This window comes from Bradyrhizobium sp. WYCCWR 12699, from assembly GCF_032144035.1.
Taxonomy (GTDB): Bacteria; Pseudomonadota; Alphaproteobacteria; order Rhizobiales; family Xanthobacteraceae; genus Bradyrhizobium.
In genome coordinates this window covers 45443-63844 of sequence record NZ_JAVTJN010000030.1, presented here as the reverse complement: position 1 = coordinate 63844, position 18402 = coordinate 45443, and the positions used below count along the sequence as shown (strand labels likewise).

20 protein-coding genes and 1 pseudogene are annotated in these 18402 nt (G+C 63.5%); 7 read left to right on the top strand and 14 right to left on the bottom strand.

Annotated elements, in window-relative coordinates; all coding sequences use genetic code 11:
* The first annotated feature begins 36 nt into the window (after positions 1–36).
* On the top strand, positions 37–1356 hold the full coding sequence (locus RPS27_RS11020; protein WP_212065160.1) for an aminotransferase class V-fold PLP-dependent enzyme: 1320 nt from the start codon (positions 37–39) through the stop codon (positions 1354–1356).
* 170 nt (positions 1357–1526) lie between these two features.
* A complete protein-coding gene (locus tag RPS27_RS11015; RefSeq protein ID WP_212065161.1) occupies positions 1527–3290 on the top strand; it encodes a phospholipase D-like domain-containing protein in 1764 nt (587 codons plus the stop codon).
* A 66-nt stretch (positions 3291–3356) separates the two neighbouring features.
* On the opposite strand, the gene RPS27_RS11010 is transcribed toward RPS27_RS11015, so the two are convergent.
* The 6 genes from RPS27_RS11010 to RPS27_RS10985 form a co-directional block, all read right to left on the bottom strand.
* Positions 3357–3803, bottom strand: a complete 447-nt coding sequence (locus RPS27_RS11010) for a hypothetical protein (protein WP_313754003.1) — start codon at positions 3801–3803, stop codon at positions 3357–3359.
* Between the two features lie 29 nt (positions 3804–3832).
* Positions 3833–4423, bottom strand: a complete 591-nt coding sequence (locus tag RPS27_RS11005; RefSeq protein WP_313754002.1) for a M48 family metallopeptidase — start codon at positions 4421–4423, stop codon at positions 3833–3835.
* A gap of 28 nt (positions 4424–4451) precedes the next feature.
* On the bottom strand, positions 4452–4913 hold the full coding sequence (locus tag RPS27_RS11000) for a DUF2846 domain-containing protein (protein ID WP_212065162.1): 462 nt from the start codon (positions 4911–4913) through the stop codon (positions 4452–4454).
* Positions 4914–5012: 99 nt separating this feature from the next.
* Entirely contained in the window at positions 5013–6035 is a 1023-nt protein-coding gene (locus RPS27_RS10995; protein ID WP_212065163.1) for an LLM class flavin-dependent oxidoreductase, read from the bottom strand.
* Between the two features lie 124 nt (positions 6036–6159).
* Positions 6160–6633, bottom strand: coding sequence for a hypothetical protein (locus RPS27_RS10990; protein ID WP_212065239.1), 474 nt, complete (start codon positions 6631–6633; stop codon positions 6160–6162).
* Between the two features lie 239 nt (positions 6634–6872).
* Positions 6873–7031: a hypothetical protein gene (locus tag RPS27_RS10985; protein WP_212065164.1), complete on the bottom strand. Its 159-nt coding sequence runs from the start codon at positions 7029–7031 to the stop codon at positions 6873–6875.
* 716 nt (positions 7032–7747) lie between these two features.
* On the opposite strand from RPS27_RS10985, the gene RPS27_RS10980 reads away from it, so the two are divergent.
* Positions 7748–8938 (top strand): HWE histidine kinase domain-containing protein, encoded by a 1191-nt coding sequence (locus tag RPS27_RS10980; RefSeq protein ID WP_212065165.1) that lies wholly within the window; start codon positions 7748–7750, stop codon positions 8936–8938.
* A gap of 159 nt (positions 8939–9097) precedes the next feature.
* Here RPS27_RS10980 and RPS27_RS10975 read toward each other — a convergent pair whose 3' ends face one another.
* The 5 genes and pseudogenes from RPS27_RS10975 to RPS27_RS10955 form a co-directional block, all read right to left on the bottom strand.
* Positions 9098–9403 (bottom strand): hypothetical protein, encoded by a 306-nt coding sequence (locus RPS27_RS10975; RefSeq protein ID WP_194408471.1) that lies wholly within the window; start codon positions 9401–9403, stop codon positions 9098–9100.
* A 171-nt stretch (positions 9404–9574) separates the two neighbouring features.
* Positions 9575–9739 carry a hypothetical protein gene (locus RPS27_RS10970; RefSeq protein ID WP_212065166.1) on the bottom strand — a complete coding sequence of 55 codons (165 nt, stop codon included), beginning with the start codon at positions 9737–9739 and terminating at the stop codon, positions 9575–9577.
* A gap of 213 nt (positions 9740–9952) precedes the next feature.
* Positions 9953–10483, bottom strand: coding sequence for a DUF1003 domain-containing protein (locus RPS27_RS10965; RefSeq protein ID WP_212065167.1), 531 nt, complete (start codon positions 10481–10483; stop codon positions 9953–9955).
* 257 nt (positions 10484–10740) lie between these two features.
* A pseudogene (locus RPS27_RS10960) lies at positions 10741–11424 on the bottom strand (class I SAM-dependent methyltransferase).
* Between the two features lie 25 nt (positions 11425–11449).
* Complete coding sequence (locus RPS27_RS10955) at positions 11450–11908, bottom strand: Rrf2 family transcriptional regulator (RefSeq protein WP_212065168.1); 459 nt, start codon at positions 11906–11908, stop codon at positions 11450–11452.
* Between the two features lie 292 nt (positions 11909–12200).
* Between RPS27_RS10955 and RPS27_RS10950 the strand changes: the two genes are divergently transcribed.
* On the top strand, positions 12201–12494 hold the full coding sequence (locus tag RPS27_RS10950; RefSeq protein ID WP_259217863.1) for a DUF718 domain-containing protein: 294 nt from the start codon (positions 12201–12203) through the stop codon (positions 12492–12494).
* A 15-nt stretch (positions 12495–12509) separates the two neighbouring features.
* Here RPS27_RS10950 and RPS27_RS10945 read toward each other — a convergent pair whose 3' ends face one another.
* Positions 12510–14531, bottom strand: coding sequence for a YgiQ family radical SAM protein (locus RPS27_RS10945; RefSeq protein ID WP_211415648.1), 2022 nt, complete (start codon positions 14529–14531; stop codon positions 12510–12512).
* Positions 14532–14740: 209 nt separating this feature from the next.
* Between RPS27_RS10945 and RPS27_RS10940 the strand changes: the two genes are divergently transcribed.
* The 3 genes from RPS27_RS10940 (at position 14741) to RPS27_RS10930 (ending at position 16268) form a co-directional block, all read left to right on the top strand.
* Positions 14741–15052: a hypothetical protein gene (locus RPS27_RS10940; protein WP_212065170.1), complete on the top strand. Its 312-nt coding sequence runs from the start codon at positions 14741–14743 to the stop codon at positions 15050–15052.
* Complete coding sequence (locus RPS27_RS10935; protein ID WP_212065171.1) at positions 15009–15977, top strand: DMT family transporter; 969 nt, start codon at positions 15009–15011, stop codon at positions 15975–15977. Before RPS27_RS10940 ends, RPS27_RS10935 begins: the two co-directional genes overlap by 44 nt.
* A 126-nt stretch (positions 15978–16103) precedes the next feature.
* Positions 16104–16268 (top strand): hypothetical protein, encoded by a 165-nt coding sequence (locus RPS27_RS10930; protein ID WP_198172788.1) that lies wholly within the window; start codon positions 16104–16106, stop codon positions 16266–16268.
* Between the two features lie 6 nt (positions 16269–16274).
* Here the strand turns inward: RPS27_RS10930 and RPS27_RS10925 are convergent, their stop codons facing one another.
* Both RPS27_RS10925 and RPS27_RS10920 read right to left on the bottom strand, forming a co-directional pair.
* Complete coding sequence (locus RPS27_RS10925) at positions 16275–16955, bottom strand: GntR family transcriptional regulator (RefSeq protein WP_212065172.1); 681 nt, start codon at positions 16953–16955, stop codon at positions 16275–16277.
* 9 nt (positions 16956–16964) lie between these two features.
* On the bottom strand, positions 16965–18377 hold the full coding sequence (locus RPS27_RS10920; protein ID WP_212065173.1) for an FAD-binding oxidoreductase: 1413 nt from the start codon (positions 18375–18377) through the stop codon (positions 16965–16967).
* Between the last annotated feature and the right edge of the window lie 25 nt (positions 18378–18402).

Here is an 18402-nt window from a genome sequence, read left to right as displayed (position 1 = left end):
TCGCTGGTCCTTTCGCCGCGCGTCGTGGAGGCTGATATGCATTTGACTGAGACAATGTCGTCCGACCGCCGGTCGATCCTCAAGGGCCTTGCGGCCGCAGCTATGCTGCCGCTGGCGACCCCGGCGATGGCAGCCGAGGGGCTCGTTGCGCCGCCGGCCGGTTCGGGCGTCGCGCTCGCGACCGACAAGGCCTATTGGGCGGATGTGAAGCGGCTCTATGCCGTGACGCCCGATGTCGTCAATTTCGAGAACGGCTATTGGGGCATCATGGCCGAGCCGGTGAGGCGCGAGTTCATCCGCCAGTCCGACATGATCAACTATCAGAATACCTATTACGCGCGGCTGCGCGCGGGCGCGGATTTCGATGCCGTGCGCGCCAGGGTGGCGGAGGCGGTCGGCGCCGCGGTGGAGGAGATCGCGCTCACCCGCGGCGCAACCGAAGCGCTGCAGCTCCTCATCGGCGGCTACAACCGGCTGAAGCCCGGCGACGGCGTGCTCTATGCCGATCTCGACTATGATTCGATGCAATATGCGATGAACGCGCTGAAGGCGCGCCGCGGCGCCGACGTGGTCAAGTTCGACGTGCCGGAGCCTGCCTCGCGCCAGGCGGTGCTCGACGCCTATGCCCGCGCCATCGAGGCCAATCCGAAGACGAGACTTCTGCTGTTGACCCATGTCAGCCACCGCACCGGCCTCGTGATGCCGATCGCCGAGATCGCCCGCATGGCGAAGGCCAAGGGCATCGACACCATTGTCGACGCCGCGCATTCCTGGGGGCAGATCGACTTCAAGGTGAGTGAGCTCGAGGCCGATTTCGTCGGCTTCAATCTGCACAAATGGATCGGCGCGCCGCTCGGCGTCGGCTTCCTCTACATCAGGAAGGACCGCCTCGCCGCCATCGACCGCGACATGGGCGACGAGGATTTCGCCGAGAGCGACATCCGCTCGCGGGTCCACACCGGCACGGTCAATTTTGCGACGGTGCTCACGGTGCCGACCGCCCTGGCGCTGCATCAGCAGATCGGCGCCGCGGCAAAGCAGGCCCGCCTGCGCCATTTGCGCGACTATTGGGTGAGCCGCGCCCGCGGCTTCAAGGACATCGAGATCCTGACGCCGGACGAAGCCGGCTCCTACGGCGCGATCACGTCCTTTCGCCTCGCCGGCAAGACCAGCAAGGCCGACAACGAAGCCATCGTGGTGAAGCTCCGCGACAGCCACAAGGTCATGACGGTGCGCCGGGCCGGCGTCGCCAAGGGCCAATGCATCCGCGTGACGCCGTCGCTCTTCACCGACGAGGCCGATCTCGACCGCCTCGTCGAGGCGCTAGCCGTCGTCACCGGGACGAAGACGGGGTGAGCCTGCGCGAGACGGGGAGCGGCCGCGCCCGCGTCAATTGCGTTTGACGGATTGGATCAGGGCCCAGCGGTTGCCGCAGAGATCCTCGAAAACCACCACGACGCCGCATCGCCGGCTTGCAATCAGGAATTGTGTTGATAGGATCTGTCGCTGGGCTTCGGGGGGTATGAATGAAAAATTCCTATCAGGTCACGGGCACCAATGCGAACGCGCCGTTCACCCTGAAGATTCATCGCGGCGACGGGATGCTGCTGCTCGCGATGAACTGGCGACAGGGCAAGCCACCGCGCGACTTCGTCGGCTTTGCGATCGAGTACAAGGAGCCGAAGGCAGACCGGTTCTGGCCGGTGCCCAATCGCATCGGCTTTCCCGGTCAACGCAAGAAGCCGACCGACCCGATGCTCCCGAGCACGGTTGCACCGATACAGAAATTCCGCTGGGTGCATTTCCCCTGGCATGCCGACAAGGACGGAGAATTTCTCTATCGCGTGACACCCATGTTCATGGACAAGTTGGGAACGCTCAGTCGAGGCGAACCGCAGGAGGCCTCGATCGCCCTGATGCGCGAGACCATCCCTGGCAAGCTGAACGTCGCTTTCACGCGTGGTTATGTGTCCTCGCAATCCTTTGTCGAGAAGTTCGCGCCCGACCGCAAGCTCGGCAGCCTCATTCCCGACGATGCGAAGAAGGGCTTGACGTTTAAGCCCACGAACAAGAGGGCAGAGGAGGCCTACACTTGGATGGGCTTCGAAGCGCGTGCCTCGATCCTCGAAGTGTTGGATGAGGCGATTGCCGCCAAGGCCGATGTTCGCCTGATCGCATATGACTTCAACATGCCCGAAATCCTGACCCGCCTTGAAAGGCTCGAAAAGAGGCTCAAGGTCATCATCGACGATTCCAAGGCAAAAGGCGGCGGGCACAACGCCAAGGATTCGCCTGAGAGCGTCTCCGAGAGGCGCTTACGCAAATCGGCGGGGGCCGGCAACGTCAAGCGCCAGCACATGGCGAACTTGCAGCATCACAAATCCATCGCGGTTTCCGGCAAGGGCGTGCATAAGGTCGTCTACGGCTCCACGAACATGAGCTGGCGCGGATTCTACGTGCAGTCGAACAATGCGATCATCGTCAACAGCAAGGATGCGGTCGAGGATTACTTCCAGGTTTTTGACCAGTATTTCTCGGCGGAAGCCGCCGGCGACTTTCGCGAATCCAAGGTCGCGAGGGGCTGGCGCGATCTGGGTGTGAGCGGACTCGCTGGTAAGGTCGCCTTTTCCCCGCATACCGAAGAGAACGGGCTCCTGGCGGACGTGGGCAAGGACATCGCCAAGGCGAAATCCAGTATTCTTTTTTCGTTGGCATTCCTTGGGCAGATGAAGAATGGGCCGATCGGTCCTGCCCTCGGTCGCGCCATCAAGAGCAAGAGCGTCTTCGCGCTGGGCATCGCCGATGCGCGCGTGAAGGAGGGGAATTTGGGCGTCGCCGTATTGACGGCCGACAACAAGAAGCGGGTCGTTCGTTCGGCGGCCCTGACCGGCAATGTGCCGGCTCCGTTCAGTACGGAGCCGTCGGGGCTTTCCGGCAGTGACGGTCAGCACCGGGGCACCCGGATGCATCACAAATTCGTCGTGCTCGATTTCAATACCGCGGATGCGCGCGTTTATCTGGGCTCATACAATTTCTCCGAGCCCGCCGATACCGATAACGGCGAGAACCTGGTGCTGATCAAGGATCGGACGGTCGCGACCAGCTACATGATTGAAGCATTGCGCATCTACGATCACTACCGTTTCCGCTCCGCGAGGGAAGACGCAAAAGGCAAGAGCAGGAAGGTGCTCGAGCTTCAGTTGCCACCCCAAAAGTCTTCAGAGAAGCCGTGGTGGCAGAAGGACTGGGACGATCCGACCAGCAGGAGGGACCGCGAGCTGTTCGCCTGAGGCGCGATGGATATCGATGAATCGTCATCGCGCATTGGGTTGTCGTTTGCACGTGATCCCGCACGTTCATCTGCCGACGCTGACCCAATCCTGGACCTTCTTCCGCCATTCCTCATCGAATCGCAAGGCGAGTTCGTTGGCAGCGTTTGGTGAGAGAAGCTGGTCAATTGCGGATGCTTGGACCTCGCCGACGTCGGATATGTCGGTGTATCCGAGGCTCGCCAGCCGCTGGCCCAAAGGCGGATGCGTGGAGTCGGGATCGTGCTCGCGGCCCAGACTGGCGGCGGTCATGGGGCCGGGCGCTCTTATGGCTGCGAGCTGATCCGAGATTCGCGCGAACGGCGGTGATGGCGCCTTGATTGCGCCGAGCACCTCCTTCTGCAGCGGGGCGAATATGAGATCGGTTAGACGTGTTCCAAAAACCTCCACCATCACCAGCGCGCGTGCCATCTCCCCGCGTCCAACCTGCTCGGCTGCTTCGAGATCGGCGGCAAGCTCGTTCTCCCGTGACAATGCGCGGTATTCCTTCTCGAGCCTTTCGATCAGGGAATGAGGAGGATGCGGACAATATATCCGGTAACGGTCTGCTCCGGATCGGCGTAGAAGAAAACGTTCTCCGCTGCAGTCATGAAGTCCGCAAGGTTGGTGCCTCCCGAAGTGTGCCGAAGCCGGGCGTGCGCCACTTCATGAGCGATAACGGCACGTACCGACCGCTGATCCAGGATCATCAACAATGGCAGACCAACGGTCATCGTGACGTGCTGCCCGAACAATCCGGCATACCGGCTTGCTTCCGAGATCGAAGCGTTGAAATCGGTGTCGACCAACAGAGTGCGGTTCGATCGGACAAAGCCGCGATCGAGCTCCTTCCATACGGCCCATAGCCCCGGGGCAGTCTCCTGGTCGGCCTCGAAGCTGCGATGCTTGCGCGAAGGCAGGAACAGGAGCCCGATGGCGAGAGCCATCGCGGCCATGAAGATTGTGAACACGATCGGTGCCGTGGCCAGCGCCGCAATCGTGTACCGGTCCATGATCATCAGCCAGCTGGCGAGGATCGTGCAGGCCAGCGCGACGACGGGAAGGACCGCATAGCGGCCAAGGCGCAGGATGATTTGCAGGACGAGGCGTTTCATCCGCGTGTCGGCAGCGCAGCGCCTCAGATCATGCCTTGCCGCACGAGCTGTTGCTCTGATGCAAGCTGGCGACGTCGGCGCGGCCCTGGCTTTCCGTGACCTGAATCAACGTGATTGCACCGGGCGTGATGATTCCCATCTGCGGCTGGGCGGAGAGATAGGTGGTGCTGCCGGCGCGCAGATCGACGCTCACCTTCTCGCTTCCCTGCCCGAACAGATTGCTGCTCAGCGGAAGATTATTGACCGCAACCTCGTGGCGGCCCGGAGGCAGGTCGCAGGCCAGGAAACCCGCAGCCTGACTGCCTCCAACGGAGCGTCCGTCGACCGAATAGCTTGGCTGGATCGCGAAACCCAGGGCGGATGAGCGATAGACCACCAGCCGCGCATGATTTGCCTTGACGTTATCTGTCAGAGCCGTACTGCCCATCGGCCCTGACGCACACCCCGCAAGCAAGAAAGCCGCAACGAAGATCCCCGGACGCAAGCCCATTCCAACCCCCTGATTCAGTCCAACAGTCCCCGGGGGATCATTGGCGGGGGTGGTGCGCGAAGTCAATCGCGACTTCTGGTCGTGCCGCGCCAGCTCATGTCACCGCCACCCCAACGCCGGCGCGACGTGCTTCAAAATCGACTCGATCGCATGCGCGCAGTAATCGACGCCGAGCTGGTTCGGGATCGTCAGCAGCAACGTATCGGCCTCGGCGATGGCTTCGTCCTGCTTGAGCTGCTCGATCAGCACCTCAGGCTCCGCCGCATAGCTCCGGCCGAAGATCGCGCGGGTCTGCGGGTCGATGAAGCCGATCTGGTCTTCGCCGCCGCGCTCTCCGCCGAAATAGGCGCGGTCGCGATCGTTCATCAGTGCGAAGATGCTGCGGCTGACGGACACGCGGGGCTCGCGGGCGTGGCCGGCTTCCTTCCATGCCGCACGGTAGGTGCGGATTTGTGCGGCCTGCTGCACATGAAAGGCCTCGCCGGTCTCGTCGTTCTTCAACGTCGAGCTCTGCAAATTCATGCCGAGCTTGGCTGCCCACATGGCGGTCGCATTCGAGCCGGCGCCCCACCAGATCCGCTCGCGCAGGCCTTGCGCATGCGGTTCGAGGCGCAAGAGGCCCGGCGGATTGGGAAACATCGGCCGCGGATTGGGCTCGGCAAAGCCTTCGCCGCGCAAGAGGTCGAGAAAGACTTCGGCGTGCCGCCGGCCCATGTCGGCATCGCTCTGGCCTTCGGCCGGCTGATATCCGAAATAGCGCCAGCCATCGATCACCTGCTCGGGCGAGCCGCGGCTGATGCCGAGCTGCAGCCGCCCGCCGGCGATGAGGTCGGCGCTGCCGGCGTCCTCCACCATGTAGAGCGGGTTCTCGTAGCGCATGTCGATCACGGCCGTGCCGATCTCGATCGTGCTGGTCCTGGCGCCGACGGCCGCGAGCAGCGGAAAGGGCGAAGCCAGCTGCCGCGCGAAATGATGCACGCGGAAATAGGCGCCGTCGGCCCCGAGCTGCTCGGCCGCAACCGCAAGCTCGATCGATTGCAGCAGCGTGTCGCCGGCGGAGCGGGTCTGCGATTGCGGCGAGGGCGTCCAGTGCCCAAAAGACAGGAATCCGATCTTCTTCATGCGGGCAATTTAGGGATGATCGGAACAGTTTGCGAGACGTTGGCCGAGGGAAAGATGGCGACAATGCGTGTCGCCCGTAAGTGCCTCTTGAAGCAGCAGGTCGGCTCGGCTGCTCGCGGAGTCCTCAGATTTCGCAGCGGGCCAAGTTCAGCGCTTTGAGCAAGCCGCCGAACGCCTTGAGCCGGCAGGACTCGCTCTCGCTGGCGGCCTTTGCACGCTGAACATTGGCTGTCCGCTTGACGACAGCTGCTGTTGGCTTTGGCTTTGGCTTGGACTTGGGACGTTCGGCGGTGGCAACCGGCTTCGGCTTGTTTCGCTGACGGACGATCGGCGCCGGCGCGGACGAACCGACGTGGACGTCCTGCGGAGCAACGGGGGTGCCGACCGAAGTTGGCGCCATCGGCACCGCGCTGCTTACGGCGGCAACTTCGAGGCGATCCGCCTTCTCTAGCGCATCATGCGCAGCAGAGATGCCTATGCTTTCAGCAGGCGGCTGGACGATCGCGGCGGCGCGTCGCGGTGGGGCGCTCAGCTCCATGGCCGACAGCATTCCCACACTCAACAGGATGAGGAGGCCCAACAGCGCCATTCTCAGCATCACGCGCCTCTAACCCAAGTTAGCCCCCGCGGAAAATTCTCCGCGCCAATAAGGCAACTTTGCCGGCGGCCGCCGACCTGCGGCGGATCATTTGCCGACAGGGTTAACGGCGGCAGTGATGATAGCTGGCGGGTCTTTCAGTTCGGCGAGTGGGAGCCGCGACCCATCGCTAGCGTTGACGCCGTGACGCTCCATGCCGGCGCAAGCCTGACCCGGGGGGCCGTGGCCGCGAGCGGGGATTATTTTTCGTTTTCTTCCGCTTGCTCCCGCTCCAGGGCACTGATCAGCTTCCCAATGCGCTGCGTGGTCGTGGGGCTTTTCGCAGCCCGCAGCAGGCGCTTGGATTGCTCTAAACGAGAAGCGATCTGCTCCTGGCGCGCCAATTGGTCTTCCATCATCTGTTGTCCTCCATAGAGGATGACGATTAGCAGGGCCAATGGTTCAGATCTGTTGCGTCAGCGCGCGTCGCTCCGCAGGATACCCGAGGCGCAGCAGCCACAGGAATGAGCAAGACCAAACGGCAAAGTTGAGAAAGAGGAACAATATCTCGTTATGGTTGTTGTCATGCCGGATCCTCAGACGTGGCAGGGTCGACGACAAAAAGTCAGCAGAACAAAATGGTAGGATCTCTGTCATCCCTCGCGGCTTTCGTGCTCCTCGGAGCGTCGGTGATCGCTTTGCCGGCTTTTGCTCCAAAAGTGCAGGCGGATGAGCTTCAGGCACTGGCCAAAGGGGACCGGCTCGCAATCCAAGCCGCTTCATCGGATTGCTCAGCACAGGTCTGGCCGGACCTTACCACGTCCTGCTTGCGACACGCCGGTGCTGGAACGAAGATCCAGGAAGCGCGCCTCGTGACTGCCCGGCGATAGATCGGTCGTCCGTCAATCCGCTCGCCTGAGGGATCAGCCCAACCCTCCAGTGCTTCCGTCCGATCGACCTGGTCGTGATCGGACCGTCGCGCCGAGACGAGATACCGCTGACGCAGGCGAATTGGCTGGCCTTCTCCGCTCGAGAAGCGCAGCAATGGGTGCGGACGTCGGTCAAGGGCAATCAGCCTAGAGCATTGCGCGGGTGCCGAGACCGCTCGGGCCCGCCGAGAGAGAGCGAGATCACCATGTCGACAGATCCAATCCAGGTGCCGAACGTTCTCGTCGTGGAGGACGAGATGATCCTGCGGATGCGTGCGGTCGACATCGTGGAGGATGCCGGGTTCTGTCCCATAGAGGCGATCAATGCCGACGAGGCAATCTCGGTTCTGGAGTCCCGCTCGGACATCTCGCTGCTGCTGACCGACATTCAGATGCCCGGCAGCATCGATGGCCTCAAGCTCGCCCATGCGGTGCACGAGCGCTGGCCCTCGATCAAGATCATTCTGGTGTCCGGCCAAGTGAAGCCGTCCGAGGCGGAACGGCCAGTGGACAGCAGGTTTTTCGGTAAACCGCTCAGTGTCGAGCAAATGATCACCGAGTTGCAGGCCATGGTCGGCGCGGGTGCTTTGCAGATCGTTCCGACGGCAGGCGACTGGACGCCAAGCAGGATATTTGACGCCGCGCGGACCGCTGCGCCCACCTCCCGGTCGGAGCAGGAGGCTTCCCTGTCTGCCGAGAACGACAGCCTTCGCTTGCTGCTCGAACAGGCCGAAATCGACGCACAGGCTATGATCGTTCAGGCCGGTATCGATGCCGAGCAGCGAAGCGCCGCAGACAAGTTGCAGAAGCTGATTCTCGGAGAGCTTCATCATCGCGTCAAGAATACGCTTGCCATGGTGAGTGCGATCGCGTCCCAGAGCTTTCGCGGAGCGCCGAGTATCGAGCATGGACAGAAGGCCATGGAGGGCAGGTTGCTCGCATTGGGGCGAGCCCATGATCTCTTGATGCAGGTCAGTTGGGCCGATGCGAGCCTGACCCACACGCTGAGCAGCGCAACGGAGCCCTACGACAGTCAGGGAGACCGACGCTTCCACTTCAATGGACCGGATATCCGGATTACCTCCGTCGCTGTCATTGCGCTTGCGATGACGTTCAACGAACTGTGCACCAACACCACCAAGTTCGGCGCGCTGTCGGTCCCGACAGGCCGCGTCGAGATTTCGTGGGCGATTGATGAGGCGAAGCAAAGGCTTCGCCTCGTCTGGACCGAAAGGGGCGGTCCCCCGGTCGAGCCGCCAACACGGCGGAGTTTCGGCACCCGGATGATGGGGTCTCTCGGTCAGCAACTGACCGGGCAGGTAAGCCTCGCATATGAACGGGACGGATTCGTTTACGCTTTGGACGTGCCACTCGGCTCGATCGCCACGGTCGCGTGAGCTGGCTTTTGTTCGAGCCGTGCGCGAGCTCTGTCGAAAGCGTCCGATACCCTGGCTTCCTCAGCTGGGCCGGCGCTGCTTGGCTCGCCGATCGCCTGAGAATCCAACAAAAAGGCCGCGGTTTGCACCGCGGCCTGTTGAATCCACTCGCCTCGCCGCTCAGTAGGTGCCGATTCCGACACTTACGCCCGGAGCACGGAAGCCAACGCCGCTGCGTTCCTCATAGCCGCGCCGCTCGATGTAGCGCTCACGCGGTGCATATCCGTAGGCATCGCGGCCTTCGCGGATGATGACGCGTCTTTCGCTGCGCTCGCGCCAGCACCGTCCGTCTTCGTTGCAGACCATGCGAACGTTTTGAAGGTTGCTCTCCGGCGCGGATGACGTGCTGAGGGTAAGCGGAGCTGCCGAAGCAGCCGTTACCATGAGGGTGCCGGCTGCGGCGGCCAAGACTGTGAATATTCTCATGAAGTATCTCCTGAATGAAGCTTGTGTCAGTGAGCCAATGGGCTCGAGGAACAATGGTTCCGTGAAACGTAAGGAGAAACTCTTCCACGTGCGGGTAAGCGGGAAACGGACGTGATTGCTCCGGAACGGAACTCGGAGCGAATTGGATTGCGTCGCCTACGGCGGTCCAGATCAGATGGTCGGCCAGTCGTCCGGCCGCGCGTCCTTGGCTTTTTCCTCGGCTAGGAGGCGCAACAGCGTCTGATGCCGTGCTTCATCGCGCGACGGGTCACCTTCACTGATGGCGATGAGCTTCTCATAACGTCTGATGTTTTCGTGGTTTACGTAGTTCTGCATTGCGCCCTCCGGCAGTTCAGCAGCGTGGCGCGCTCACGCTGACATCAGCTACCCCTTACGCATGCAATGCAAGGTCTATTTTGGGCCCGATGACCAGATGCCTCAGCGGCGCTGTCCCTTGATGACGGTTCGGGAAATTCGCGCAGCTTTTTGATTCGTATTCGCGCTCGCTGACCGCCGGTATTGGAAAGCACGTCGGTCGAGCAGGATCATCTAGGATCGCCCCGGCACGGCTTCGGCCTCGATAGCTGCAACAAGCTCGGGCGCGAGGTGAGCGGACAAGCGCTGAATGATGTTGAGCAACTTCAGGATTTCCTGCTCACGCAAGGCGTCAATCTTATTGTGCAACAATTCGATTTCGAGTTCGGCTTTCACATTGATTCGATAGTCGTGCTCGGCATGTCTGCGGTCAACCTCGGATTGACGATTCTGGCTCATCATGATGATGGGCGCCGCATATGCTGCTTGGAAAGAAAGGACCAGGTTCAGCAAGATAAAGGGATAAGGGTCCCAACGGTCAATCAACGCTGTCGTGTTCAGAATGATCCAGAGGCCGAGTAGTCCGCTCTGGATGAGGATGAAGCGCCAGGAGCCGACCGTTTCGGCAACCCGGTCGGCCAGCATCGCTCCCGGCGTTAGAGCAGGTTTGGGTATGTTGCGAGCCGGCTTTTGCGCACGAAGTTCCTGCAACCGCTGCTCATCCTCGAGACTTAGGTGTATCTTGTGGCTTTGCTCGCTGGTCATGTGCATCCCCGGTAAAGAGAGATCCAGGCGCCTGAGCGCCCTTCATTGCTCGCCGCTCAGTTGGCGGTCATCCTAGACCAGTCCGTGACTATGTCACTTATTGGCCCGTGCCGATTCGGGAGGGAGAAGCTGGCGACTTCCGGTTTCGAAGCCAGAGCGGACGCGCGGCCTGTGTCGTGGCTGATGAATCGTGACCGCGCGCCCGGGCTTATCCGGCATTACCTGATGCCCGGCTGGGTTGGCGAAGCCGTGCGGCCTCACGCGTAGGCCACCCAGCCGCGGAACGTGAAGCCCGTATAAAACAGGGTCGGCTGGGAGAAGCCGGCATCGCGCAAAACCGCCTCGTCCTGCGCGGGCGTGAGGATGTCCAGATGGTTGGTGACGGCGTCCCGCGCGGCTGCCGCCTTGTCGGGCTCGACGCCGGAGAAAGCCAGGAACGCGGAATACCGCGACAGCCATCGCGGGCGTTCCTCCTCGCCGTCGGGCGCGCTCAAATGCGCGACCACGAAGGGGGCGCCCGGCTTGAGCCGGCGGCGGATTTCCGAGGCAATGCGGCGTCGCTCCGTGACGTCCACGAAGTGCAGGGTGAGCAGGCAGCTGGCACCGTCGAACGGCCCCTGCGGCGCGTCGTCGATATAGCCTTAATGAAGATGTGCGCGCGATGCGAGTGGGCCCAGGGTTTTCCGGGCGAGCGCCAGCATCGCCGCGGACGGATCGACGCCGTCGAAACGCCAGGCGGGTTGCGCCTGCGCAAACGTCTTCAATTCGAGGCCGCCGCCGGCGCCGAGCACGAGGATGCGCGCGTCGTCACGCGCGCGCTCGGCCAGCATGATCGCCGCCATCGACAGCATGGAATTGTAGCCGGGAACGAAGCGCGGCGGTCCCTCGGTGTAAGTCGCCACGGCTTGTGGATCGGAGAACATATCTTGAATGCTGGTCATTGCGTTGTCCTTGGCTAGGCCGGCATCAGGCGTGATGTGCGCTGATGCCTTGAAGCTTGCGGGAGCCGAGGCGCTTGCGAAAATCCTCGCTCAGCATCGCCAGGGTCACCTCGCCGAGCCGCGACAGCAGCAGCGCTTCCGCATCGGCAAAGGCCTGATCGAGCGCGGCGTTGACGGCCTGCTCGACCAGGCAACCCGGCGCTTCCGTGCGATTGCCCATCGCCAGCAACCCCGGGCTGCCAAGCGCGGCATAGACGTCGCGCAACGTCACCTTCGACAGGTCGCACGCCAGCGTCCAGCCGCCGCCATGGCCTTTCTCGGAGCGGACGTAACCGAGGTCGCGCAGGCCCGCCATGATGCGGCGGATCACCACGGGGTTGGTGTCCATGGCTTTCGCCAGCGTCTCGGACGTGAACGGGCCGGGGTGTTGCGTCATGTGCAAGAGCACATGGAGCACGCCGGACAGCCGGGAATCTCGCTTCATGTAACTTTATATGTTTCATGATAGCTCAAATGTCAATTGCTGCCGAGGCCCGATGACGTTCTCCCAATTTTGCTACGCGCTAACCCATTGATTCCGTTCATGCCGGCTACTGTGCATGGGGTTGTTTTCGGCTTTTTGTTTCGGCAGGCATGAAGACCGAGGCCGCCATGCCGATTTGTCACGGTGACGCCGTCGCGCGCCGGGACAACAATCGGCCAGGCACCGCGTGGACTTTTGTCCGTCACCTCGCGCGGCGCCCGTTTTCATCCATCCATTTTTTTGGAGGCGCGTCATGCAGGTTTACAATGTGGTGAAATTCAAGGTGAAGCAGGGCGAGGAAGCTGCCTTCCTCGACGCGCACCGGAACGGCAAGGCGAAATGGCCGGGCCTCGAGCATGGCGTCATCATCAAGACCGGCGAGCAGACCTTCTGCCTGATCGGCACCTGGTCAAGTCAGGACGCGATGATCGCGGCGCGTCCGGCGATGATCAAGACGCTCGACAGTTTCAGGTCGGTGCTCGAGGACCAGGGCAACGGACGCGGCGTGACCGATGCGGTGTCGGGCGAGGTGGTGCTGGCTCTTTAGGAGCCGCGCCAACCGCTACTTCATGACCCGCAGGCCCTTGGTCGTGAACTTCTGCGCCTTGTCGCCCGGCCGCACCGGCCGCCGCGTGCCGGCGGCCTTGCCGGTGCCGGGCGGCTGGTGCGCGGGGACGAGCTGATGCGGCTGCGAGCCGATCAGGTCGCGGCGCCCCATCTCGATCAAGGCCTCGCGCAGCACCGGCCAATTATCAGGATCGTGATAGCGCAGGAAAGCCTTGTGCAGCCGGCGCTGGCGCAGGCCCTTGATCGCCTCCACCTTGTCGCTGCCGCCGTGCCGCACGCCGCGCAGCGGATTGACGCCGGTATGGTACATCGCGGTCGCCGTCGCCATCGGCGAGGGCAGGAAGGTCTGCACCTGGTCGGCGCGATAGCGGTTCTTCTTGAGCCACAGCGCGAGGTTCATCATGTCCTCGTCGGTCGTGCCCGGATGCGCAGCGATGAAATAGGGGATCAGGTAATATTTCTTGCCGGCGCGTTCGGCGGCTTCGTCGAACATCCGCTTGAACTTGTTGTAGGCGCCGATGCCCGGCTTCATCATCTTGTCGAGCGGGCCGCGCTCGGTGTGTTCGGGGGCGATCTTCAAATAGCCGCCGACGTGATGGGTGACGAGCTCCTTGATGTATTCCGGGCTCTCGACCGCGAGGTCGTAGCGCACGCCTGAGGCGACCATCACCTTCTTGATGCCTTTGGTCTCGCGCACCTTGCGATAGAGCCTGATGAGATCGTCATGCGAGGTGTTGAGGTTCGGGCAGATCTCGGGGAAGACGCAGGACGGCCGCCGGCACGCGGCTTCTACCTTCGGATCCTTGCAGGCCATCCGGTACATGTTGGCGGTGGGGCCGCCGATGTCGGAGATCACGCCGGTGAAGCCGGGCGTCTTGTCGCGGATTTTTTCGATCTCGCGCAAAATAGAACCTTCGGAGCGGTTCTGGATGATGCGGCCCTCGTGCTCGGTGATCGAGCAGAAGGTGCAGCCGCCGAAACAGCCGCGCATGATCGTCACCGAGAACTTGATCATGTCCCAGGCGGGAATCTTGGCCTCGCCATAGGACGGATGCGGCGCGCGGGCGTAGGGCAAATCGTAGACCGCGTCCATCTCCTCGCTGGTCAGCGGGATCGGCGGCGGGTTGAGCCAGAGGTCGCGGTCGCCATGGCGCTGCACCAGCGGCCGCGCATTGCCGGGGTTGCTCTCCCGATGCAGCACGCGTGAGGCCCGCGCATAGGCTTCCTTGTCCTGCTCGACCTGCTCCAGCGCCGGCAGCCGGATCACGGTCGCGCCCTTTTGGCGCGTCGCGCCTTCGTCGGCGGAATCGAGATCGTCAGCGTGCAGCTCGGTGTAATCCTCCGGGACTTTCCGGAACAGCGCGACGCCCCTGATGTCGTCGAGCGCCCGCGGCGCTTCACCCGCGGCGAGCCGCTGCGCGACTTCGACCACGGCGCGCTCGGCATTGCCGTACAGCAGGAGGTCTGCTTTGGCGTCGGCCAGCACCGAGCGGCGCACCTTGTCGGACCAATAGTCGTAATGCGCGATCCGGCGCAGCGAGGCCTCGATGCCGCCAAGCACGATCGGCACGTCCTTGAACGCCTCGCGGCAGCGTTGGGCGTAGACGACGGTGCAGCGGTCCGGCCGCTTGCCGCCTTCGCCGCCCGCCGTATAGGCATCGTCGCTACGGATGCGCCGGTCCGCCGTGTAGCGGTTGACCATGGAATCCATGTTGCCGCCGGTGACGCCGAAGAAGACCTTTGGCTTGCCCAAGGCCTTGAACGGTTCGGCCGAGTGCCAGTCGGGCTGCGAGATGATGCCGACCCGAAAGCCCTGCGCCTCCAGCAATCGCCCGATGATCGCCATGCCGAAACTGGGATGGTCGACATAGGCGTCCCCGGTCACCAGCACGATGTCGCAGGCGTCCCAGCCGAGCGCGTCCATCTCGGCACGGCTCATGGGGAGGAACGGCGCCGGCTTGCGCTTTTGGGCGTGCGCCATCAGGGGCTTTGCGGCGGTGATGATCTGGGTGTCCATGGGGCGTAGGCATAGGACTCCGGGCCTGCGAATACAACCGACGGACGCGTGAAAGATCGCGGTTCCCCAGCCGCCCCAGGCGGTGCGTTAACGGGTTCGCGAGCGCCTGCCATCTCCTCCCCGACCAGCGGCGGCAGGTGTGTGACGCCGTCCACATACCGGCCGGTGCCGTCGCGTCATGCTCTCTCCAGTCCTCAAGGAGAGCCCCAATGTTTCTGGTCGATGCGCTGCTGATCCTGGCGATGTTGTTTTTCCTGTTCCTGCCGATCACCGATCGCCGGACGGTGCGGATGAGGCTCTGCATGCTGTGCGCGCTGCTCGCGGTGTTTTCGGTCTCGATCACCCGTACCCCCATCGTGCCGGTGCTGCTCGCGAGCATCTCCGCGCCTTCCGGAATGGTGCGCGTGCCGCATATGCATATGGACGAGCCGTCGTCGGGGTTCTCACCGCGGCGGACATCGGATATCCGATTGATCCATGGGCAAGGGAACGGGCAAGGAAACCGGCAAGGAAACCTCTGACGGCGGTCGTGACGCGAGCACCGCTGCATCACCGTCCACGCACGCCTGGCTTGGCGCGATCGCGCTGATCGGCTTCATCCTGGTTGCGACCGCGCAGGCCTCCAATCAGATTCTGGCGCGCGGACTTGCCGGCTCGGTCCCACCCTTCGCGCTCGCCTTCTTCCGCTGGAGTATCGTCGCCATCGGGCTCGCGCCGATCGCGCTCAAGGAGATCCGCGATGGCCGCGTGCCGCTGGCCGGGAACACCTGGCCCATCCTCGCTGCCGGATTCATGGGCATGTTCCTGTGCGGCGGCCCGGTCTATGCCGCCGGCGTATCGACGACGGCGATCCACATCGCGCTGATCATGGCGCTGTCGCCGATCACGGTGCTGCTGATTTCGGCCTTGCGCGGCATCGAGCATGTCGGCCCGCTGCAATGGCTCGGTACGGCGCTCGCGCTCGCGGGGGCGCTGCTGATCATCTCCGGCGGCCATCCGCAGACGCTGATCGAGCTTCAGACCGCGGCAGGCGACGGCCTCGTCGTGATCGCCATGCTCGGCTGGTCCGGCTACACGCTGCTGCAATCGCGCGCCGCGCCAAAGGCCTCGCTGCTGGCACGCATCAGCCTGTTCTCGGGCGCCGGCGCCCTGTTCTCGCTGCCGCTCGCAGCCATGGAGATGTGGGCGACGCCGGGGCAGGTCTTCAGCACCAAGGCGCTCTCGGCCTATGTCTTCGCCGGGATCGTTCCCGGCCTGCTCGCCTATGCCGGCTTTGCCTGGCTCGGCGGAAAGTTCGGCTCGGTGCGGACCTCGCTCGTGCTCTATCTCGGGCCGATCGCGAGCGCGCTGCTGTCTTTTGCCATCCTCGGCGAACCGCCGAAGCTGATCCATCTCTTCGGCGGCCTGCTGATCCTGGGCGGAGTCTGGGCCAGCCTGCGCCGCTAGTTCCATCCGCACGCGTGCCGGTTCATCCGCAGGAACCATCCGGTCTCGTGAACATTCTGATGGAGGTGTTGCGGCGGGCCCGGCTCGCGCGCGCTCGCAACGTTCGCCTCTGGCGCTGGGGGAGCTGTGAGTACAGTCATAGAGAACCTGCTGTTGCGGAAGCAGAAGCTCGTGGAGCAGCTCGAAAAGGCGCCGTCGGTCGAGGATCGCGACAAGATCGAGCACCAGCTCGAGCAGATCAACACCGCGCTGGATTTCCTGGACAGGCCGGGATCGAAGGACGCGAAATAGCCGCGCTCAATCCACCTCAGATGTCTCGACCTTCAAAGCCCTGGCATAGACCACGCCCGAATTGGTGATGTGCGTGGTCATCAACTCCTCGAAGGCGGCCAGCTCGCCGCGCGCGAACAGATCGAGCAGCTTGCGATGCTCGTCGAACGAGGTGCGGGTGCGCACGTCGATCGGCGAGGTCAGATTGGTGCGGAGCGCGGCGACGCGCCCCGAGACCAGCTGATAGGATTCGGCGAGGTAGCGGTTGCCGCAATGGGTGAACAGCGCCTCGTGAAAGGCGGCATCGGCGCGGCCATAGGCGATGTTGTCCTTGGCCGCGACCGCCGGCTCCATTGCCGCGATCGCCTCGCTCATCGCGGCGATCGCGCCGTCGCGGTCGTGGCGACATGCGAGCGCGGCGGCCCTGGGTTCGAGCGCGATGCGAAAGGTGCAGAGCGCATTGATGTCTTCCGCACTCGGCGTAAAGACGAAACTGCCGACCTGCGGGCGGATCACCACGAGGCCTTGCGCCTGCAATTGTCCCATGGCCTCGCGCACCGGCGTGCGGCTGACGCCGAAGGAATTCGCCACCATCTCCTCTGAGATCGCGGCCCCCAGCGCGAACTCGCCGTCGATGATCGCCTGCCGCAGCCGCTGCATCACCCGCTGCGACAGCGATTTCGGCGTATCGAGCTTGAGCGAGCGCATCTGCGTGTCTCAGACCACCTTGCCGGGATTGAGCAACTGGTCCGGATCGAGCGCCGCTTTCAGCGTTCGCATCAGCGCGATCTCGGACTCGCTCCTGGCATGTCCCAGCCATTTCTTCTTGATGGTGCCGATGCCGTGCTCGGCAGAGACGCTGCCGCCGAGCTCGCGCACCAGACCGTAGATGATCGTATCCATCTCTTCCTTCGGCTGCTGCTCGACGGCAAGGCCGGTGACCCAGGAGACGAGATGCAGATTGCCGTCGCCGATATGGCCGTAATAGACGCTTTCGCAGCCCTTGATGCCGGAGGCCAACGCCGCCTTGCAGCGCGTGGCGAACTCGTCCATCCGCGCCACGGCAAGACCGATATCGTAGGAGATGTGCGGGCCCAGCACCTGGCCGAACTCGGCGCAGATGTCGCGCACGCGCCAGAAGGCCTGCGTCTGCGCCAGCGACTGCGCCACGGCGGCATCCGCCAGCAGCCCGCGCTCCATCAGCTCTTCGAGCCAGGCCTGGAAGCGCGGCGCGTCGACGCTCTCGTCGGTGCCTTGCGCTTCCACCAGCACGTAGAGGCCCTGGTTAGCTGCGACCGGCGGCTTCACGCCGGCACGTGTCGTGATCACGTCCCAATAGTCCGGCCACATCACCTCGAAGGCCGACAGCAGTGGGCCGAGCCCGCTGCGCGCCGCGCCGAGCAGCGCGACCACCGCGGCATAATCCTTCAGCGCGCACAGCGCGGCCATGGTCGAGCGCGGCTTCGGAAACAGTTTCAGCACCACGCGGGTGATGATGCCGAGCGTGCCTTCGGAGCCGATGAAGAGGTGCTTGAGGTCATAGCCCGCATTGTTCTTCATCAGCTTGTTGAGGCTGGTGATGACGGTGCCGTCGGGCAGCACCACTTCGAGACCGAGCACCAGCTCGCGCGTCATGCCGTAGCGGATTACGCGGTTGCCGCCGGCATTGGTCGAGAGATTGCCGCCGATCGCGCAGGAGCCGCGCGAGCCGAGGTCGAGCGGGAAGAAGAAGCCGGCCTCGTCCGCGGCCTTCTGGATCGTCTCCAGCGGCGTTCCGGCCTTCACCGTCATCGTCATCGACGCCGGATCGATCTCCTCGATGCCAGTCATGCGCTCCAGCGAGATCGCGACCCAGCCGGCCTCGGGCGAGGCGCCGCGGCACAGTCCGGTCAGTCCGCCCTGCGGCACGAACGGCAGATGCGCCTGCCGGCATGTCGCAATCGCATCGGCCACGCCTTGCGCGTCCACGGGGCGGATCACCGCCAGCGGCGTCTGCGGCAGGCTCGCGCTCCAGTCGTTGCAATTGCGCGCCGGCACGTCGGTGCCGATCAACACGGCGGCCGCGCCGAGCTTGTCGCGCAAGGCGCCGAGCAATTGGTCGGGTCGCCCGATGGGGGTCACCATGTTCATGCGAGACCTCCTCAATATTTGGCTG